Origin of the sequence: Bacillus cereus group sp. BfR-BA-01311 (assembly GCF_022664295.1) — a bacterium.
GTDB classification, from domain to species: Bacteria; Bacillota; Bacilli; order Bacillales; family Bacillaceae_G; genus Bacillus_A; species Bacillus_A cereus.
On record NZ_JAKUHC010000002.1, the window covers coordinates 132,355 to 149,369 of the forward strand.

A 17,015-nucleotide genomic window follows, 5' to 3' on the forward strand; every position below is an offset into this window, starting at 1 on the left:
CTTTTCCCTAACTATTCATGATTATGATATTGCGTATAAGCTTGGCAATTAGATTTATAACTTGTAGAAAAATACTAAATTAAAATGAAGCGAATAAATATAGTTGGAGCCTTTTAATGTTGGTATTAAAAGATAATCTAAACTTGTAATGTTTATAAGAAATTGCAAACGGATCTCATCTCTTGTATTTGTTCATAAAAATGATTATTTTGATTCATTTTCTTCTAAAACACCCCAAAATAGAGAAGTTGACGAGCTTAAGATTGTAGTATTCGAAAAATCAGTAGTTTAGTTAAACCAATACGATAAGCAAGTATACCGTGCTACTAATGAAAGAGGACCTGATATGAACATCAGGTCCTCTTTCACTACATAATTATTTCCCTGCTTCTTTTAGTTTTTTCTAGCTTTAAATACCGGCGCCTTAGCAGCAAAAAAACTTGTAGGAATCTTTATCTAGCGTTTTATTCTTCTCTACCGATTTAACTTCTCGACGGCTTCCGCACTTGTATCTACACGTTTAACGAAAAAAACTAATAGTAGCGCAACAACATTCATGCCAAGCGCTACATAAAATGAATATTGAATTCCAGATAATAAAGCCTTCTGAGTTACTATTGCCTTCGTAGTTTCTGTAAAGGTTGTTGGATCTATATGAGACATTAAACTTTCAGCTTTTGTTTTTGTTACAGAGTTCATAATCGTAACAAGAATAGCAGTACCAATCGAACCGGACACTTGTTGAGCTGTATTATTAACAGCTGTACCGTGCGGATTTAAGCGCGTTGGCAATTGATTAAGACCATTTGTCATAAGTGGCATCATCACCATCGCCATCCCAAACATTCGCAGTGTATAAATAAGAATAATATGTGTATGACTAGAATCAATTTGCAGATTTGCCAACATATAAGTTGAAGCAGCTGTAATGGAAAGCCCTACTATGCCAAGAATCCGAGGGCCATATTTATCAAATAGTTTACCTGTAATTGGTGACATAACCCCCATTATTACTGCACCTGGAAGCATCATCAGCCCAGAGCTCAGCGGCGAAATACCACGGACGTTTTGTACATAAGCTGGTGTTAAAATCATACCCGAAAACATGGCCACCGCGTTAACAATTGCAATTACAGACGCAAGTGCAAACATTGGGTACTTGTAAACACGTAAATCCAATAACGGCTCATCCATTTTTAATTGACGAATAATGAAAGCAATTAGGGCAATAGCGCCTATGATTAAAGTTGTTAAGACAACTTTATTCGTCCAACCATCGGAGCTTGCAGAACTGAATCCATATAACAAACCGCCAAAACCGAGAGAAGATAATAGTAATGAGAGATAATCAAGTTTTGCATTTTTATTTTGTTTCATGACATTCTCAGATTTCCAAATCCCTAACAGTAAGCTAATGATTGCTAACGGTAAAATCATTTCAAAAAGCAAACGCCAGTCATAATACTCTACAATATAACCTGATAGTGTCGGCCCAATTGCTGGAGCTGTAATCATAACTAGTCCAAAAATCCCCATTGCTGTTCCCCTTTTTTCTCTCGGAAAGCTTACTAGCATAATATTCATTAACAAAGGTCCCATAACTGAAGAGCCTGCCGCTTGAACCATCCGACCAGTAAGTAATAAACCAAAATTCGGCGCTACAGCCGCTAAGGCAGTACCAAGAATAAAAATCACCATAGATGTAATAAATAGGCTCCTATTTGAAAAACGCGTTATTAAAAATGCTGAGGCCGGAATTAATATACCACTTACAAGCATATACCCTGTAGAAAGCCACTGGATCGTTGAATAATCTTGAATGTTTAAATCTTTCATTATTGATGGCAAGGCTACATTTAAAAGGGAGTTATTTAGAAATGAAACAAATGCCCCAATAAAAAGGATTACAAGCATTACATATGGTGGTTTTCTTTTATGTAATGTTTCATTCATATATTTAATTGCCCCTTCATTATAAATTTCATTGATTCGTTTAAATCGTTTACATATTTGCACAAGAAAATATTACCCTTGCAGTATTTTGCCAAACTCTTCGAATGGATATTCTCTTTTTAGCAATTCCACTTGCTCAACATACCATTTTAAAATCTTTTTGTTGATTAAACCTTTATAAAAATGTTTGTTACCGGAATTTAAATTAGGCTGAAATACAAAAAGAAGCAACTGAAAATACCCTTCTAAAATAAATTGAAACTTTAAATCAATGGGAATTTTACAGGCAGCGAGAAAAATCAAAAAGACCACGCACCCATTCCTTTAAATACAGGCTTGTAGATCTAGTTATGTAACCATCCATAAAAAAGAATATTACATAGGCTAAGTCTAACATTACATTTTTAAAGTGAGGGGAATTAGCGTATGCACCAATATTGGTATTTGAAGTCACAGGGAAACGGGGAACAATATAATAACAAAATTTCATTATATTCACAGCCCGAAATAACTAAATTTGAGGTAATGAATGATTTAAAGCCTCCTGAGAATTGGAGTTACCGAGTCTATCCAGTTAGTTGGGATTCATCAGCCAATTATACGGGGTTCAATCCCCAACCACCTCCCTTCTCTTGGGGGCAGCAGCCAATTAATTATGCAGGGATAATACCACAAGGTCACCCTGCTAATTGGACTCCATTACCAGGTCATGCAGGTTTTAATTTTCAAAAACCTCCCTTCCCCTGGGCGCAACCATTCAATCATACAGGGATGTTCGCACAAGGTCATCTTGCCGCTTTACTATCGCCGCCAGCCAAGCCTTTTCATTTCAATACCAATAACTCGGGTGTTTTTGGTAATCCTTCAGGCTGGGGTGGTCCGTGGGCCCCAATGGGATGGGGAAATAATGGAGGTAACGGTCAGCTTGGAATGCTTGGAAACTTACTTACAGCAGGAAAAGGCACCATGAGTGGAATAGGAATGATCAGTAGTTTAATCGGGATGGGGAAGTTCTTCTTTTAGTTAATTAGAACAGGAGAATGTGGCTGTAGCTTTAATCAGCCACATTTAAGGACAGTAATCTCCCACCTAACTTCCTAGCATAGCATTCGCGGAAATTTTAGGTGGATATGTATTGTTACAAGTTACTGTTTTACTTTGAGTACTCCTTTACTTTCTTATCAAGTGCCTTACTATAAGCATCTTTGTTTTCCTGTGATAACTCATAAATTGCTTTTTTCCAATGCTCTCCGTCTACACCTGATAAAAATTCAGTACCTTTCATTGCAGCTTCTTGAATCTTCTGTTTATCTTCTTTACCAGCATCCTTAATTAACTTCGTTGCTTTTCTTGCCTCTGTTACCCCTTCTTGTATGGATTTGTGAATGTCTTTGTATGTATCAGGTACTTTTATGTGTTCCATATTATCTAAAATTTTATCTATCTCGTTTGATGTTTTTAAAACAGCTTTTGCTTTTTCTTTATCCTTTAAGGATTCTCCTAAGTTTAGTAATAGTTCATCCTTCTTAAATTGGAACTCTACCACTTGCTCACATATGTAGTACGGATACTGTTGTTCGGAAATTACTGTTTTCGTTATTGCTTTACTAGTTTGCTCAGTCTTATGAGTAGAATCTTTATCTCCTACCTCGCATCCGACTAACAGCATAAATGGAACTGCTAACGTTACTAGTTTCTTTGCTCTCATTATGTATTCTCCTTGTGGAAAGTATTGTAAGTAATTAACATATCAAACTATAACATACATTACATTATGGTTCACTTCCATTACGCTTTTAAAATGTAAAATAAGAATACACCCCATAAGCCACAAATAAGATTAATAGAATAGAAATGCCAAGTACCGTATATATAATCCATTTTAAATTTGAATTCATATCATCCTCCTACCTCTCAATAATTCCAGTATATAACAAAAAAGCATTGGATACCCAATGCTTTTTACACTTACGCAAATAAAGAAGTATTCGCATATAAAGCTGGTGAACCACCTGAGTGTACGAATAAAATATTGTCTTCCTTATTAAATTTACCTTTTCTAATTAAGTCGATTAATCCCGCTACCGCCTTACCTGTATACACTGGATCAAGTAAAATACCTTCTGTTTTCGCAAGTAACTGAACTGCCTCTACCATTTCTGGCGTTGGTAACGCATAGCCTGGCCCTACATATTCATCAAAGCACGTAACAGCGTCGCGCGAGATAAAGTTTGGAATACCAACATGTGCTGAAGTTTCATCTACAAGTTTTGCTACTTTCTCTTCTTGCTCAGCTTTTCCTCTACTTACATTAATCCCGATTACAGGAATATGGCTTTGTGTTCCAGAAAAACCAGTAATTAAACCAGCATGCATACCGCCGCTACCACTTACACAAACAACTGAACTGAAATCAATTCCTTGCTCAAATGATTGCGCCATAATTTCTTGCGCACAAGCAACGTATCCCATAGCGCCTGTAGGGTTTGATCCACCAACTGGAATTACATATGGTGTATTTCCTTTTTCACTTACTTCTTTTGCTACTTTATGCATTTCTTCCATCAGGTCTGCTCCGTTCGGTACAACAATGACGTTTTCAGCACCTAATAAGTGATATAAGAAATAGTTTCCGTTAAAGTCTCTCTTCTCTTCTGGCTCAAGCCCTTCCTCTAATACAAGAATACATTTCATTTTTTCTTTTACCGCAGCAGCAAGTGTCAGGCGGCAATGATTTGACTGAATACCACCAGCTGTAATTAACGTATCTGCACCATTTTCCTGTGCATCTGCAACTAGAAATTCTAACTTTCTCGTCTTATTGCCACCGGCTGTTAAACCAAGTAAATCATCTCGTTTAAAATAAATAGTCGGACCACCAAGTGCTTCAGAAAAGTTGTTTAACTTTTCAATTGGTGTATATGATTCTGTATATTTTTTCCTCGGGAATTTAGCTAAATTCATTGTAACGCTCCTTTTGTACTTCTTTCACAATATATGTAACGTTACTATTATTACACGTAAAAATGGTGAAGTCATCTTTCTCGGTTAAAAATGTATTAGAATTTCATTTTGATAAGTAAAACCGTATTAATGATTTTAACTTAATTACGGTACATGAAATTTATATCAACGATTTTTTAAATATATCGTTCATTACTTACAATATATCAACGATTTTTCAAATATATCGATCGTAACTTGCAGTATATCAACGATTTTCTTAATATATCGATCTATCGACAAAAAACGACAGACAGGCAACCCCTTTCTCATCAACAAAAAAAGAGCCCACACATTCAAATGCAGACTCCCTCCAATCACTTATTTACCGAAAAACGAAGTAACTGCGTTAATCCCGCCTCTAAATTCATTTCACCTTTATGGCGTACGTATACAGTTTTATCTCCATCAAATTTCGGAGGATTTGCTTGACTATACGTATGCCACTCATTCGTTCCTTCTATAGAATACTCCATATATTCATTTGCACCGACAATTATATTTTTACGATCATCTGCCATTACATTTGGTGCCATCTGCGCAATTTTTGAATCACTAATTAATAACTTCTTTATATCCTTATCACGTTTGTAATCGTAAGCTGTCACAATTACATCGTTACCATATGCTTTCACTTGTAACCCTTGTTTAAATGAATAGCCATCTGGAGCAGTTTTCTCTCCTCCATTTGGTCCTGCTGACATCCAGCCTGTTTCAATCCCGCCCGTATTTACAACAGTGAAACCTTTTTCATCTCCGCCTGTAATTTTCTTTTTACCAGCCCAGTCAGGTAAGTTTAAATCCCAATGTGTATGACTCGTGAAGAAAACAACTTGCGGATAGTCTTTTAATATATCGTACAACTTATCGATGTTTAAATAATCTTGTAAGTACGGTGATTGTCTTGATCCAGATACTGTATCAGGTAAAACGTGATGAGAGAAAATAAAGATTGGCTTATTTTTATCTTTTTGACTATACTCTTCTAAATTTTGTTTTAACCAACCTAATTGCTCATCACTCATATATACTTCGTCCCACATTTTTGAATCGTGGTATTTCATATATTTTTCAGTTCCTAAAAATAAAAGTGGATACCCATCTAATTCTTTTTTATGATATACCTTTTCTTGTCCACTAAATTGTAAGTAGCGACCAAATAGTGTTTCTTCCGTTACACCATTTGGCCATGTACTTTGAGAAAGTTTCCCATCCGCTGTCCATTTACCAGCATAAAACTCATGATTCCCAACAGTAGACCATACATTTTCTGGATGCTTATTTTTATTTAACACACGCTTTACATCATCATATTGTGACTGTTGTCCAGTCGGCGTTATATCCCCATTCATAATAAGCGCTCTAGAAAGTGGCGTCACTTTGTTCATATCTTTTAGCACATGATCAAAATCCCCTAAATCACCTTGAATATCACTAATAACATTAAAAGTTGTAGCTGATTTTCGGACTTGCTCTTTCCCTTCCGCATGTGCTGAAAATGTCGGTAATAATGCTGCCATAACTGCTAACGAAGCAACTGTCTTTTTCATACAAATTCTCCCCCTAATAATAGAATGTACAAACTGACATGTTCTGCTTTCTCTTAGGTGCTTGTCCAATTCACATTATAAGGAGGGATTGTAAAGATAGATGGAGTTAAAAGTTAAGTGTTTTTTAAGAGATTTTGTCGTTTTTTGCACTCCACAATTCGCGATTCACGCCAATCTAACTTTCTAGTCTTTTACATTACATACATGTAAATTTTGATGTTAAATCTTTTCGTTTCATACGTTGTTTTTATTACTTTTAATTTTCGGGGAAAATCCACTAATTAATAATGTTATAATCCATACCATTATTAGAATGAAATTTATTGTATTACCGGAATTCAAACTAAACACTCTCCACAAATCGGCAGCACAAAAAACGAGAACAGCAGTAATAATAAGTAAAAATGTCCTAACTACTAATCCGATGTAAGATTTCTTCTCTTGCTTAAAAATGAACGTTCTTCTACCTTTGTACAAACTAATCACAAACAGTAGCAAATATATACTAAATGTGGCGCCAATAACAATTGATGTAATGAAGTTAGTTTTTCTCTGCTCAGCTAGAGCGAAGTAACTTTCAGGTAATTTTCCAGTTTCATATTCAATCCATGCGTGGTAAATATCCTGTCGTAAGTCTATACCACCTTCACCATTTGTAAGGATTACCAATCCATCCTTTGTATTAGGAATGAAACCATAAAAAGAATGCCAGCCACGATTGTCACCAGAATGATAAAGTAATTTCCATTGATTAGATAGTTTTTTTTCAAATATACCTAAACCATTCTCCCCTAATATCGGCTTTTGCATTTCCTCAACACGTTCACTTTTGATGACACCATTCCCTTTATTATTTGCATCCATGCTTGCAAGTATCAATGCCATCATATCGGTAACATTTGTCTTAAGACCTGCAGCAGCCTGTTCGGTAAATTGGTAACTAGGGAGCTCCTCTCCAAAATAACCATAAGCTTTTGAAAGGTTATGGTTTTCAGGACGTTGTAAAAATGAACTAGATTTCATTCCTAAAGGTTTCATAATTTGTTCTTCCATATAACGATCAAACGGTATTCCGGTAACTTCTTCAATTACAAGTTGTAAAATTGTATATCCGCCACCAGAGTAAATTGTTTCTGAACCTGGTTTATTGGTAACTTCCACTGGTTCATTAAGCCATCCTTTTCCAGACAGAGACTCCTCAATAGAGTCAAGATGTTTCCCTTGTGCAACCCCGAGATATCCTTTATGTGGAGACAGCCCTGCTGTATGACTTAACAATCTTCTTATCGTAACTTCATTATTATTAAACTCTGAATTAGATAATTTCCATTTGGTCAGATATTTTCCAACGGGATCATCTAGTAATAAACGCCCTTCATCTACAAGGTGCAAGATTCCCCACGCTGTAAGACTTTTAGATATGGAACCAGCCTGAAACAAAGTATCATCACTCACCGCTTTTTTTGTCTTTTTATCTACATAACCGTAGTTAAGTGTATAAGCAATACGTCCCTCATGCACAATTCCTATTGCAACCCCGGGTACCTCATAATCCTCCTGCCATTTTGGTACCTGTTCATCCAGCTTTTTTTTGAAATCCTCTATACTCCTATCAGTCAGCGTGCCCGATTCTGCCCTCACCACATTTGTAAACCATGCTTCATTCGTAATAAATATGCAAATAATTAAACATAAAATACTTTTGCATATTATCGATGCTTTTTGTCTATTCTTCATTTGCTCCGCCCCTTTTTTCAGAATATTCTATCCGTTAATCAGAGTATCCTATTCACATATCTAGTTCTATCGATTTTCATTACTTAACCTTACAAAATTGTAATAAAAATCAAAGATCTACATGCTTAGGGGTTTTACTGTTCTTTATTCGAGGGCAGGAAATTTAATACAAAAAAGACACAGAGATTCCTCCCCATGCCTACTAATTCCTTACTTCTTCACCGCATGCACATAATGCACCGTCTCAAAAGCTTCTAAATAATCGTTTCGTCCTTCAAAATATAATGCATTAATATCCTCTGGTGATAAATGCTCATAAATGAGTAAGCCCGCCTTCTCTAACAGCGCTTCCATTTCGGCATAAGAAAAACATGATTTCATCGGTTCTTCGCCTACTGCAGCCATTTTCACCATGTTTTCAACTCGATTGGACAGTCCTTTTTCCGTAAATAAGTTTTCATCTGGATAATCAAAAACGATAGAGCTTCCTTCTGGAACCATCTCGAATAGACATTCTATTAAACTGGAAAGTTCCTCTTTCGTTAAATAATATGAAACACCTAAAAGGCTAAAGAAAGTCTTTTTATTTTCAAATCCTTCATTGCGTAACTGTTCATAGGAAAATCCTTTCGTAAAATCCATTGAAACAAAATGAAGGTTTTTTGGAACTTCAAGTTCTGTTTCTTTTATTCTTTCCTTCTTAAACACCTGCGTAGAAGGATGATCCACTTCAAATACTTCTATTTTATTTTCTAATTCTCGGTGTCTAAAACTGAACGTATCTAATCCCGCACCGAGTATAACGTATTGTTTCGCTCCCAGCGTAATCTCGTGTAGTAATACTCTTTCACAATATGCCGCACGTGCTAAAGGTGTTGGTGATAACTGAACTTGCGTAATCCATTTTAATATTTCTTTTGGATTGTCTTGAAACTGCTGTGCAATGTCTTTATTGAAAAAGTGAATCCCTTGAACCATGTTCGTTTCAATATCTTTACGTTCTTTTTGTGAAATGAAATCTTTAGCTACATAATCATCAAAGATTTTAGGATTATCAAATTCACTATGATACGCCCTTCCGAAAGCTGATACTAACGACGTTACACTTGCTTCACCTTGTTTCACGCACATACACTCTCCTTCATTTTCACAACAAAAATAGGGTTCCCCTGGCCAGGAGAACCCTATTATACACCTTATTTTTATATTGGTAAATTATAGCATAAATAAGTTTTTTTGTCAAGCTCCCAGCCTACTAACGCTCCAATAATTTGTGTAATCTCTAGCAGGAAGATTTCGATCTACACCGAATATTCCAGTTCATAACAATACAAATGGAGGGCGTCATGAAAAGATTAGTTATCATTACAGTTGGAAAAACTACATTTGCTAAAGAGTACTCCCCTACCCCAAATAAGAGATTATAAAAATTACATAATCATAGATTATTATGCAAATACTTCCTCTAGACGGCGCAGATGGTATATAATGATGGAAGAATCTACTTCTATATGCTCATTTTTACACAAAACAGTTCATGCATATGAAAGAAAAGAGGTACAAAAATATGAAAACAAAACAAACAATCGCTGCGTCTACACTAGCTTTAGCAATGATTGCTGGCGCAAACTCTGCTCATGCGGAAGTAAATGATGCTACTTCTCAGCAAAGTACGGGAGATCGATTAGCTGAAATTAAGCAACATAAACAAGAGTTAGATGCGAAATTGCAGCAACACAAAGAAAACGTGGATCAAACATTGAATGAACTTAACAAGGTTAAGGAAAATGTTGATACGAAGGTGAATGAACTACATGAACGTAAACAAGTTGCTGATGAAAAAATTAACGAGATTAAACAACATAAACAAGAGTTAGATGCAAAACTTCAGCAAGACAAACAAATCGCCGAAGATAAAATCGCTGAAATTAAAGAGCATAAAAAACAAGTAGAAGATAAAGTTGCTGAAGTAAAAGAGCATAAACAAAATATCGATAACAAAGTGAATGAGATTAAAGAACATAAACAAACTGTCGATGAAAAAGTGAATGAAATGAAGCAACATAAAGAGAACATTGATCAAAAGGTTAATGAACTTAAGGAAGTTAAAAAACAAGTAGATGAAAAATTAGCTGAGTTAAAGAAAGCGAAACAAACTGCTGAAGACAAACTCGCTGAACTAAAAGAAAACAAGCCGAATACTGGTAACACGTTAGAGGAACTTAAGAAAATTAAAGGCAATTTAGACAGTCTTTCCGCTAACTTAGAACTAGCTAAACAAGATGTAAAAAACAAACTAGCTGAATTACAAAAGGCTAGAGAAGATTTACTAAATAAAATTAACGAAATTAAACAATCGAAACAAACTGTTTCAGACGATTTAACAAAGAAAAAACAAGACTTAGATATTAAAATCAACGACTTTAAGCATACTGAGAAAAAAATTGACGACAAATTAGCTGAGTTACATACAACGAAGCAAAATGTTGATAACAAGATTAATGAAGTATCACAGTCTAAACAAACGCAAGCAGATAATGGTACTAAAAACAATAACGCTAAAGAACTTCCTAACGCTGGTAGCGAGCAATCAAACAATATGGCTCTAGGAATGCTATCTGTATTAGGCGGGATTTTATTACTTACTCGTAATAAAATTAAAACGTTATTCTCTAAATAAATCCATTAAAAAAAGGAAAACCGCACATACATGTACGGTTTTCCTTTTTTTATATTAACTGTCCATCTCGAAGCGTCAATATACGATCACATACATCAAGCATTCTTTCATCATGTGTAATCATAATTGCTGCTTTTTGGCTCTCTTTCACTTCACGTTTCATCATTTCTACAACTTCACGTGCGCGTTTTGAGTCTAAGCTTGCCGTTGGCTCATCCGCTAATATTAAATCTGGGTTGTTCATGAACGCACGAGCGATTGCTACCCTTTGTTTTTCCCCGCCAGATAGTTGATTTGGATAATGATTCTTTCTTTCTCCTAATCCAAATGCCGCTAATAAATGATCCGCACGCTTTTCTGATTCTTGTTTACTTTCTTTTTTTAACTTAGCAATGTAAAGTAATTGTTCTTTCACATTTAAATATGGAACAAGATTTGCGAACTGGAAAATGAAGCCGATTTTTTTCAAACGAATGTCTGTCATTTCCTTTTCTGATAGCTTCGTAATATTTTGCTCACGAATGTAAATATCCCCTTTTGACGGTGATAATAGTGCACCCGCGATTGATAATAATGTACTTTTCCCTGATCCAGAAGGACCGACGATTCCGATAAACTCTCCAGCTTTCACATCAAGCGACATCGGATGAAGGGCCGTTACTTCCGTATTCCCTTCTCCGTACACTTTACTTACTTTGTCTAATTTCAATAATGAAGTCATTACATCCCGCCTCCAATTGCTTCTAATGCATCAACTTTTAATACTTGGTATAACGAAATAAGTGTTCCTAAAATACTAATTACGATAAAGATTGCTGCGTATTGTGCAATCATCGGTGTTGTTAATAAGAACGGCATACCCGCTGGTAAAATTTGTTCTAACCCTTGTACAAGAACGATACTAATTACCATCGCAACGACTGATAAGAATAACGCCTGTACGACTAAGCTATTTGCTAAATATGAGTTCTTTGTACCAATTGCTTTTAATACACCTAATTGCTGTGTTTTTTGTAGTGTAATAACATAGAAGAATACACCAATTAATAACGCAGCGATCACAAGTAAGAACGCAATGATCATCGTTAATGTTCCTTGCTCTTCTTTAAATCCTGGAATACTTTGCAGTACTTCTTTTTTATCAATAACGTGAGCATTTTTAATTTCTTTATCTGTGTTAAGTGCAATTGCACTATAATCTTTTTGGTTTGGTTGTGAAATAGATCCCCATACGTCTTCATTTACATAAACGACTGGTGTATGGCTAAACATTTGATCTTTCGTAAATCCGACGATTGTAAATTCTTTCTTTGAAACAGGATCGATAATTGTATCTCCAATATCGATTCCCTTCTCTTTAATCGATTCATCAGCAACCATCTCGTTGTTTGCTGTACCTAATTTCTCCCCTTTTACAATGTTCGGTTCTAAAAATGAATCTCGTTCGCTTGAGAAAATAGCGATATCAACCTTTTTCGAGCTATCTTTCTTTTCATATGTTGAAACTTTCACACGAAACGGAACTGCCTCTTTGTCACCTACTTGATTTACTACGTTATCTACATCGTCTTTCTTAATTTGTGAACGAAGTAATTTATTTTCCGCATCATCTGCTAAAACGAACTTATTTGCCTCCATATTTTGAATCGATGAAGCATTATCATATGATAATCCATTTGCTAATCCTGAAATAACAAGGACTAAAAATGATAATAACACCATAATAAGTCCGATTAATCCGTATCGTAATTTTGATTGTTTTAATTCACGCAGAGCTAAAAACATTTCGCTCGCTCCTTCCTCTTTCTTTCTATGCACTTATCATAAAAAAGAAATATGAACGGAATATGAACAGAAGATTACAGAGAGTAAGATTTAATTTTCAGAAAGTATTGAAAATAATTGAAATCCTTGATACAATTCAGTCAAATAATCTTGACCGAGTAATTTCATTTAAGGAGTTGATCATTTTGAAGCCCGTATTAACACTAACTACTTATAGCCAACTAAAAGCATTAAGCGATCCACTACGTTCCGAAATGATGATACGTCTATGCGAACGTCCTTATACTGGACAATTACTATCTGAGAAATTCGGCATTTCAAGGGCGAAAATTCATTATCATTTAAAAGAATTAGAAAAGAATGGTCTTATAGAGATCGTTTATACAGAAGAAAAGAATGGGATTGTTCAAAAGTTTTATCAATCTGTCGCGAAAGGCTTCACCCCTGCTGCAGATCTATTACCTCATTTAGAAATATTAAGCGAATCAGGTCGCCAAATCTTTTTACAAATGATAGAAAGAACGAAAAGCCAAATTCTCGCTGCACCAGAAGAAGCTTTTACATTACGAAATGCAAGTGAAGATCCAGCTAAGTGGAATTACGTTTCATCCTGCTGGGAATTTGATGCTACGCCAGAACAATTTCAAGTGTGGGTAAAAAAGTTTTATGAATTAATGGCTGAATTAAACGAAATCACAAAAGGTGCAGATAAAGACCCGAATAGTAAACCTTATTATATTTCTACTACTGCACTTCAAATCGCTGAGAGAACAATGCAGCAATTTATTAAAAAAGAAGAAAAATCGTAATACGATTTTTTTTACATAAACGGTCAAATTTATTTTACCGAATAAATTTATTATAAAGGAGTAGATAAAGTGGACATATTAAAAAACCGGAATTTCCTCTTATTATTTTTAGGGAGAATTTTTACAAACATAGGAGATAGTTTGTATTATGTAGCAGCGATGTGGCTCGTATACAAATTAAGTGGTAATCCTTTTTATTCTGGATTAGCTGGTTTTCTTACATTATTACCTTCTGCACTTCAATTTCTTACTGGTCCATTCGTTGATAGATGGTCCATTAAACACACCCTCGTCATCACACAAGTTTTGCAATGCATTCTTATTTTAATCATTCCTATTACACACTACTTCGACCTATTAACAGTCCACCTACTACTCATCATCATGCCAATCGTAGCCTTTATTGAACAATTCGCCTATCCCGCACAATCAAAAGCTTTACCACTTCTACTGCATAAAACACAATTATTAAAAGGAAATTCACTCTTTTCATTTGCGTATCAAGGCATTGACTTAATTTGTACGACTCTTTCTGGCATATTAGTAGCACTATTTGGCGCAATCACTTTATATGTAATCGACTCTTTTACATTCGCGATTACTGCCCTATTGTTCTTTTCATTGAAAATGCCAAAGCAAACTGAAGCAGGCACAACACTTTCAACCAAGCAATATTTCTCTGATTTAAAAGAAGGGTTTTCAATCGTCTTTCGTTCATTAATGGGCGTCTTCTTAATCGGTTCCGTTGTCGCTAATTTTTCAATCGGTATGACGATGGCCATACTCCCTTCTTTCGCTGATTCTTTAGGTGGTGTGAAATTATATGGTTTCTTCTTAGCTGCTATATCAGCAGGTAGTCTCATCGGTGCATTATTCAGTTCATGGGTTGGCAAACGTAATGTTGGCCGTGTCTCGATTATTAGCTTTGCGACTGGCGCTTTCTTTTGGTTTCTCTCAACGGTTGTACCGTTTCAATGGCTATCCATTTTTTTATTCGGCTTAGCTTGGATACCAATTGGTGCGACCAACATATTATTTGCGACTATTGGTCAAATTGTAATTCCAAATCAATATCTTGGGCGTATCAATTCAGTCACACGAAGCATGGGCACAATTGCTATGCCACTCGGCTCTTTAATTGGCGGATACACTGCGAATGTATATAGTAGCCAACTCATTTTCGCGCTTGCTAGCATTGGGATTTTATTCATTTCCCTCGTATGGCTACTTCATCCGAAATTACGGGCTTTTCCAAAAGCTGATGAAATTACAGCGGATACTTTTGAGCTTCGGTTTAAGGAAGAACGCGGGAAAGGTGCGGCTTTATAGCAAACCAAACATAACCCCGTTCTAAATTTGGGACGGGGTTAAAAATATAATAATAAAGTCGTTTGAATATCTAAAATTTATTCAACAATAGCACCAACTAAAAGGTTCCGTTAACGCTTTGATGGCCATGCCCCCTGCATTTTCCTTAATTGAATAATTTGGCCTGTATGATAAGCCTCATGAAGCATGATGTCCAGTAATTTACCTTCAAGTGAATTTTGTTCAAGCTCTCTTTCAGAAATTGCACTTAATACCTGTCTTAAATTACGCTGAGCATTTTCAGAGCGTTCAACGACTTCCTTCCATTCCGTATCATTATTAGATTGCTTAGTAAGATAAAAGGTGTCATTACCGTCAAGATTATGTGTCCATTCACGTCCTTCCAAGTTTGCAGCAAGTCTTTCTTTGTAATAAGTGAGATGATTAACATTCTCCCAAATGGTATTCGTTGTCTCTCCAGCTGGTTTCCACATAGCCTGTTCAGCTGTAAGTCCTTCTATAGCATGTTTAAACGGTGCATACCAACTCTCTTTATCGAATGTTGAATCTAGTGTGTTTAATAACAAGTCAATTCGTTTCAAAGTAATTTCCTCCCTACACAGTTCAAGTTTTAATACACTCCCTCTAACTCTGTAGAGATTCTACATTTTTAAATAAACTTCCTCCTAATCTTATTCTACAAACAAGTCCAATTATGGAATAGGATTACTCACATCTTTAAAACAACTCTTTTCACTTTACACATAGACTAACGAACAAAAAAGAGGCCGTTCCGAAACAGCCTCTTTCATCTATTTAGGAAGCTCAACCCGAACGGTCGTCCCTTCTCCCTTCGTACTATACACTGAAACGTTTCCATGATGCAGTTCAACAATCTTCTGCACGATCGATAACCCTAAACCGCTACCTTCTACATTTCTTGCCCTTGCTGTATCTACCTTATAAAAACGATCAAAAATACGCTCCATTTCTTCTTTTTCCATGCCGATTCCGTTATCGGATATAGAGATTATAACGCTAGACTCTAACTCTTCGACAAAAAACTCAATGGTCCCACCATCGTTTGAAAACTTAATACTATTCGTAAAGATATTACTCCATACTTGATGAAGTAAGTTTTCATCACCTTTTATAGTGATATCCGGCACATCAAATTCAACGGCAATATCTTTCTCGCGCCATTTCCACTCAAGCATAAAAATGACGTCTTTAATTTGCTTCTGCAGATTGAATTCTCTTATTTGCAGAACCTTTTCCTCTTTATCTAATGAAGCGAGCGTAAGTAACTGTTTACATAAACTAGACATTCGCTTACTTTCGCCCTCAATAATTTGTAAGTAATGATTTCTTTCTTCCTCACTCATCTTTTCTGTTTGCAACGTTTTTGAAAAACCTTGTATGGAAGAAAGTGGCGACTGAAATTCATGTGAAACGTTCGAAACGAATTCTTGTCTCATTTCATCTAGTTCTTTAATACTCTTCGTCATCTTTTGGAAGCTTGTAGATAACGTTCCTATTTCATCTTTTCGTTTTACATCTAATTCAATTTCATATTCCCCACTCGCAATTTTTTGCGTAGCGTTCGTAAATTTACGGATTGGGCGAACGATATAACCTGCTGCAATCGCTATAAAGATAATACTTAATAGTACGATAAACCCAAGTAATACCGCTAAGAAAATTCGCATCTCGCCAAATTGGTTCTGAATGTCAGGACGAATAAATAACGCGTACTGTTTATCACCGTGCTTTACCGGTACACCAACACTATTTATTAATTCATTATCGAAAAATCCTGTAATAAAAAGACGCGTTGGATACGTAGAAACACCATTAAACGTTTCTCCTTGCAATACTTTATGAACAGTAGCATCGCTAATAGACGTCTTACGAAACGCATTGCCGATACGCTTTCCATTCTTTTGATCATCGACAATATAAATTTCATACCCTAACTTTGCGATAGAATGTAAGTACGCCTCTTGATTTTCTTCACTTTGCTTTTCATATAACGATTTAACTTCTTCAGCATACTTTAAAATCTTTTCACTATTATACGGTTTTAACTTCACTTGATAATATACGTTCGTTAATAAAAAGCCGATAATACTACTAAGTAGCATAATGCCGACCGTCATAAATACAAATCTAGAATATAGTGATTTCATC

General features: G+C 35.6%; 14 protein-coding genes and 1 pseudogene. 4 read left to right on the plus strand and 11 right to left on the minus strand.

Annotated features, from left to right (window positions below):
• Positions 1–474: 474 nt before the first annotated feature.
• Together MR136_RS05815 and MR136_RS05820 are read right to left on the minus strand one after the other, a co-directional pair.
• The gene (locus MR136_RS05815) at positions 475–1,953 is read right to left on the minus strand and encodes an MDR family MFS transporter (RefSeq protein ID WP_017673659.1); all 1,479 of its coding nucleotides are present in this window, start codon (positions 1,951–1,953) and stop codon (positions 475–477) included.
• A 72-nt stretch (positions 1,954–2,025) separates the two neighbouring features.
• The gene (locus tag MR136_RS05820; protein ID WP_017673660.1) at positions 2,026–2,265 is read right to left on the minus strand and encodes a hypothetical protein; all 240 of its coding nucleotides are present in this window, start codon (positions 2,263–2,265) and stop codon (positions 2,026–2,028) included.
• Between the two features lie 114 nt (positions 2,266–2,379).
• On the opposite strand from MR136_RS05820, the gene MR136_RS05825 reads away from it, so the two are divergent.
• Positions 2,380–2,976 (plus strand): hypothetical protein, encoded by a 597-nt coding sequence (locus MR136_RS05825; RefSeq protein WP_242259278.1) that lies wholly within the window; start codon positions 2,380–2,382, stop codon positions 2,974–2,976.
• Positions 2,977–3,106: 130 nt separating this feature from the next.
• Here the strand turns inward: MR136_RS05825 and MR136_RS05830 are convergent, their stop codons facing one another.
• From MR136_RS05830 to MR136_RS05850, 5 genes and pseudogenes are all read right to left on the minus strand, one after another.
• Positions 3,107–3,661 carry a hypothetical protein gene (locus tag MR136_RS05830; RefSeq protein ID WP_017673662.1) on the minus strand — a complete coding sequence of 185 codons (555 nt, stop codon included), beginning with the start codon at positions 3,659–3,661 and terminating at the stop codon, positions 3,107–3,109.
• A 260-nt stretch (positions 3,662–3,921) separates the two neighbouring features.
• Positions 3,922–4,917 carry a D-cysteate sulfo-lyase gene (cuyA, locus tag MR136_RS05835; protein WP_001046614.1) on the minus strand — a complete coding sequence of 332 codons (996 nt, stop codon included), beginning with the start codon at positions 4,915–4,917 and terminating at the stop codon, positions 3,922–3,924.
• 356 nt (positions 4,918–5,273) lie between these two features.
• Positions 5,274–6,506 carry a DUF4073 domain-containing protein gene (locus MR136_RS05840; protein WP_017673663.1) on the minus strand — a complete coding sequence of 411 codons (1,233 nt, stop codon included), beginning with the start codon at positions 6,504–6,506 and terminating at the stop codon, positions 5,274–5,276.
• A gap of 196 nt (positions 6,507–6,702) precedes the next feature.
• Positions 6,703–8,243: pseudogene (locus MR136_RS05845) on the minus strand (serine hydrolase domain-containing protein).
• A gap of 210 nt (positions 8,244–8,453) precedes the next feature.
• On the minus strand, positions 8,454–9,374 hold the full coding sequence (locus MR136_RS05850) for a class I SAM-dependent methyltransferase (RefSeq protein WP_031312244.1): 921 nt from the start codon (positions 9,372–9,374) through the stop codon (positions 8,454–8,456).
• Positions 9,375–9,810: 436 nt separating this feature from the next.
• On the opposite strand from MR136_RS05850, the gene MR136_RS05855 reads away from it, so the two are divergent.
• Positions 9,811–10,923 (plus strand): LPXTG cell wall anchor domain-containing protein, encoded by a 1,113-nt coding sequence (locus tag MR136_RS05855; RefSeq protein ID WP_017673665.1) that lies wholly within the window; start codon positions 9,811–9,813, stop codon positions 10,921–10,923.
• Positions 10,924–10,972: 49 nt separating this feature from the next.
• Here the strand turns inward: MR136_RS05855 and MR136_RS05860 are convergent, their stop codons facing one another.
• Both MR136_RS05860 and MR136_RS05865 read right to left on the minus strand, forming a co-directional pair.
• On the minus strand, positions 10,973–11,644 hold the full coding sequence (locus MR136_RS05860; protein WP_000202606.1) for an ABC transporter ATP-binding protein: 672 nt from the start codon (positions 11,642–11,644) through the stop codon (positions 10,973–10,975).
• Positions 11,644–12,708, minus strand: a complete 1,065-nt coding sequence (locus MR136_RS05865) for an ABC transporter permease (protein WP_006922800.1) — start codon at positions 12,706–12,708, stop codon at positions 11,644–11,646. The genes MR136_RS05860 and MR136_RS05865 overlap by 1 nt, the downstream gene beginning before the upstream one ends.
• A 185-nt stretch (positions 12,709–12,893) precedes the next feature.
• On the opposite strand from MR136_RS05865, the gene MR136_RS05870 reads away from it, so the two are divergent.
• Together MR136_RS05870 and MR136_RS05875 are read left to right on the plus strand one after the other, a co-directional pair.
• Entirely contained in the window at positions 12,894–13,517 is a 624-nt protein-coding gene (locus tag MR136_RS05870; RefSeq protein WP_000805796.1) for an ArsR/SmtB family transcription factor, read from the plus strand.
• A 69-nt stretch (positions 13,518–13,586) separates the two neighbouring features.
• Positions 13,587–14,846, plus strand: a complete 1,260-nt coding sequence (locus MR136_RS05875; RefSeq protein ID WP_242259279.1) for an MFS transporter — start codon at positions 13,587–13,589, stop codon at positions 14,844–14,846.
• 110 nt (positions 14,847–14,956) lie between these two features.
• Here the strand turns inward: MR136_RS05875 and MR136_RS05880 are convergent, their stop codons facing one another.
• The gene (locus MR136_RS05880; RefSeq protein ID WP_017673668.1) at positions 14,957–15,427 is read right to left on the minus strand and encodes a DinB family protein; all 471 of its coding nucleotides are present in this window, start codon (positions 15,425–15,427) and stop codon (positions 14,957–14,959) included.
• Between the two features lie 210 nt (positions 15,428–15,637).
• Complete coding sequence (locus MR136_RS05885) at positions 15,638–17,014, minus strand: sensor histidine kinase (protein WP_242259280.1); 1,377 nt, start codon at positions 17,012–17,014, stop codon at positions 15,638–15,640.
• Position 17,015 lies beyond the last annotated feature (1 nt).

Excerpts from the sequence above, each read along its gene's own strand:
- MR136_RS05860 (WP_000202606.1), bottom strand. The coding sequence starts at position 11,644 with ATGACTTCATTATTGAAATTAGACAAAGTAAGTAAAGTGTACGGAGAA.
- MR136_RS05850 (WP_031312244.1), bottom strand. The coding sequence starts at position 9,374 with ATGTGCGTGAAACAAGGTGAAGCAAGTGTAACGTCGTTAGTATCAGCT.
- MR136_RS05815 (WP_017673659.1), bottom strand. The coding sequence starts at position 1,953 with ATGAATGAAACATTACATAAAAGAAAACCACCATATGTAATGCTTGTA.
- cuyA (WP_001046614.1), bottom strand. The coding sequence starts at position 4,917 with ATGAATTTAGCTAAATTCCCGAGGAAAAAATATACAGAATCATATACA.
- MR136_RS05825 (WP_242259278.1), top strand. The coding sequence starts at position 2,380 with ATGCACCAATATTGGTATTTGAAGTCACAGGGAAACGGGGAACAATAT.
- MR136_RS05885 (WP_242259280.1), bottom strand. The coding sequence starts at position 17,014 with ATGAAATCACTATATTCTAGATTTGTATTTATGACGGTCGGCATTATG.
- MR136_RS05840 (WP_017673663.1), bottom strand. The coding sequence starts at position 6,506 with ATGAAAAAGACAGTTGCTTCGTTAGCAGTTATGGCAGCATTATTACCG.
- MR136_RS05865 (WP_006922800.1), bottom strand. The coding sequence starts at position 12,708 with ATGTTTTTAGCTCTGCGTGAATTAAAACAATCAAAATTACGATACGGA.
- MR136_RS05855 (WP_017673665.1), top strand. The coding sequence starts at position 9,811 with ATGAAAACAAAACAAACAATCGCTGCGTCTACACTAGCTTTAGCAATG.
- MR136_RS05830 (WP_017673662.1), bottom strand. The coding sequence starts at position 3,661 with ATGAGAGCAAAGAAACTAGTAACGTTAGCAGTTCCATTTATGCTGTTA.